The sequence below is a fragment of the Spirochaetota bacterium genome, assembly GCA_026414805.1.
GTDB lineage: Bacteria > Spirochaetota > UBA4802 > UBA4802 > UB4802 > UBA4802.
Window position 1 is genome coordinate 1 of the sequence record JAOAIH010000129.1, and the last position, 2953, is coordinate 2953.

Annotated in this window: 3 protein-coding genes; all 3 read left to right on the forward strand. The window is 38.9% G+C overall.

Annotated elements, in window-relative coordinates; all coding sequences use genetic code 11:
* Positions 1-1027 (forward strand): outer membrane beta-barrel protein (locus N3F66_14840; protein ID MCX8125423.1); only part of this gene is annotated, 1027 nt, incomplete at its 5' end.
* A complete protein-coding gene (locus N3F66_14845) occupies positions 1024-2682 on the forward strand; it encodes a hypothetical protein (protein MCX8125424.1) in 1659 nt (552 codons plus the stop codon). The genes N3F66_14840 and N3F66_14845, both read left to right, overlap by 4 nt.
* 2 nt (positions 2683-2684) lie before the next feature.
* On the forward strand, positions 2685-2953 hold a 269-nt coding region (locus N3F66_14850; GenBank protein ID MCX8125425.1), incomplete at its 3' end, for a hypothetical protein.

Genomic DNA, 2953 nt, shown 5'->3' on the forward strand with positions numbered 1-2953 from the left:
AGATTATACGGTAGAACTTTCATATCTTTTGAATAAACGATCAACTATTTCGATTTCAGGTGGATATTCGGTGAATACCGATCCAAATCGTTATTTTCAGCTTGAGCCTGAAGATATAGGATCACTGGCGCTTGTGGGAACGTATGTTGTAAAAAAATATAAGACAAAGACAAAAACTGCAACAGGATCATATCAATATATGCTTTCACCTCGCAGCTTAATTACCGGGACAGTTATGTATTCAAATTTTGATACTGGTGTTACCGACAGCAGTGATTTTTATATGGGGTTGTTGCAATATCAATACGATCTTAGCAAAACAGTAAAATGCAATTTAATAGGTTCATATAATTATATGCGATTTAAATTCGGTGGCAAGGCTGATGAGGGGGATATTGATTTTTTGGAAGACCTTGTTTCTGGGGGTGATTATGAAGTCTTTTTCGGATCTGATTTCAAATCAAAGATGTATTCTGCAAGTGCTGGTCTTGCATATATGTTCGGAAAGGGATCAAACATCAATGCTTCGCTTGGATGGATCCGCAATGTTCAGAACATCAAGACAGAAACTACTGATCCTGAAACAGGAGATTTGATTACTGCAACAAGACGACCAGATGGGAATACACTGAATTATAATATAGGTTATACATATTCCTTTTCTGGTAGCACAATAAAATTGGGCTTAAAACAGAATGCAGGCGATAATGCGAACACCGGTGTATCGTACCGATCGCGCGACCTTGATTTGCGTATTATGCATGATATTAATCGAAGGCTTGCCGGCAATCTTACCCTTAAATACTACCGGTATCATTCTGATGAAGATGATTTTGGCTTTGAAATCAAACGGCATATATTATATATTATGAGCAATATAACCTATCGTGCCACACGATGGCTCAATATCAGCTTAAATTATCAGTACACTAATAATCACAATAAAAACATCGGCAGAAGAACTGAGAGAAACTCTGTTTTCTTTGCCCTCACGTTCCAACCTTTAAGACCGTTTGTTATCCGATGAGACAAAACCAGCTTTTCACGAAAAATATTATCTATTATATTGATTTGCTAAAACGCGGCAAATATCTTGTGCTTTGCCCGGTTATTGTTGCTCTTATTATCGGATGTGCCGTTGCTTTTAAACTCCCACCGGTATACCGTTCTGAAGCAAAAATATTCTATGTTGAGGCTCAGATACCAGAATGGGCAAAGCTCGGGTTTATTAACATTTATCTTGAGGCAATGCTTGTTTTCATTGAAGCAATAGCATTTACAGGCCCTGAAGTCGTGAACACCATTAAAGAGCTTGATTTGTACCCTGACCTCATCGACAAAATTCCGATGGCTGACATTTTAGCATACATGAAAGAACATTATAAATCGCGGCCACTCTATACAGAGGTACCGGGGACAAGTGGTAAGCCACAAGAGGTTATCACTGGATTTGAGTTTTATTTTGAACATCATGAGCCAGAGAAGGCTTTTCAAGTTGCCAATATGCTCGCCACGAATTTTATAGAAAATTATAAAAAATTTAGAGAAAATTTTGCCGCATCAACATCGGGTTTTTTTATTGATGAGCGCGAACGGCTGAAACAGGAGATAGCAGAAATTGATCAAAAAATAGCCGAATTTAAGGAAAAAAATGTCAATGAATTGCCTGAGCTTTTTGCATTGAACTATGGCATGTCTGATCGCCTCAATGCAAAACTTGTCAGTATTGATCTACAACTCCAAACATTGTATGGTCAAAAAAGAGCGCTTGAAGCACAACTTGCAACGATGAATCCACTGGTGGCAATGCAAGGTATCTCGGGTGAGCGGATTGTAACTCCCGAGGAGAAAATTACTGCGCTCAAGGCAGAATTAGGTGTTTTATCTGCAAATTACTCAGAAAAGCACCCTGATATTATTCGGTTGCGACGAGAGATTGCTATTTTGGAAGATCAACTGTCAAAAAAGAATCACGAAAGTTCTTTGGCAAACCAAGATGATAGCAAATCCAGCAATGATAGCGGCATCGGAGCATATAATCCCGCCTATATAAATTTAAAAACACAACTTGAACAATTAAATTTTGAAATTGAACGACAGAAAAAAGAACGCGAAGAGACATATAATGACCTTTTAAAATATGAAGGCCGAGTAGCTAAAACGCCTATGGTTGAAAAGGAATACAAAATATTAAACCGCGATCTCGAAAGTGCCAAAAAGCGGTATGATGATCTTGTGAGTCAGGTGTTAACACTTGAAAGTGCTGCTGCAATGGAGCGAAGGGAAATGGGCGGTAAATTGACAATCGGTCAGCCTCCGTCCATCCCTTTAAAACCAATACGGCCTAACCGTCCGCTTATTATTGCCGTTTTTTTGGCAGGAGGGCTTTCCATTGGTATTTTGTTGCTTCTTGGATGGGATGCTGTCACACAAACCATTCGCACTTCAGATGATTTTTCTGCAGTAGCAGATGATATTCCGGTTCTTTCGATTGTCCCGTATATTGCAACAGAGGAGAAGAAGAGGTTTTGGATATCACTTCAAAAAACAGCAGGGCTCATTGTTCTGGGAATCATCATTCTCGTACTTGTTATTGTTGATGTATTTGTTATGAATATCGACGTTCTTATCGTGAAGATATTCTCGGCAATCCGCACAAAAATGCTCCTTCTCGGATTATAAAGATGAGCAAAATAAAAGAAGCGCTTCTACGCGCCAAAAGTGAACGAAGCCAAACCAATGACATGTCGTTGTTCAAACGGCCTCCTGTATTTCAAGAATCTCAACACCAGACAAAAGTCATCGACTATTCCGAAGTCGCAGTTGTGCGGAATAAAATCATCACACCGTATTTTGATAACCCTGAACTTACCAACCAATTAAAACTTTTGAGGACAAAAATACTTCAAGAGACCCAGAAGTTTGATGACCGGACAATTTTGGTGACTAGTAC

Coding starts and splice junctions, on each gene's coding strand:
- N3F66_14845 (MCX8125424.1), top strand. CDS start 1,024: ATGAGACAAAACCAGCTTTTCACGAAAAATATTATCTATTATATTGAT.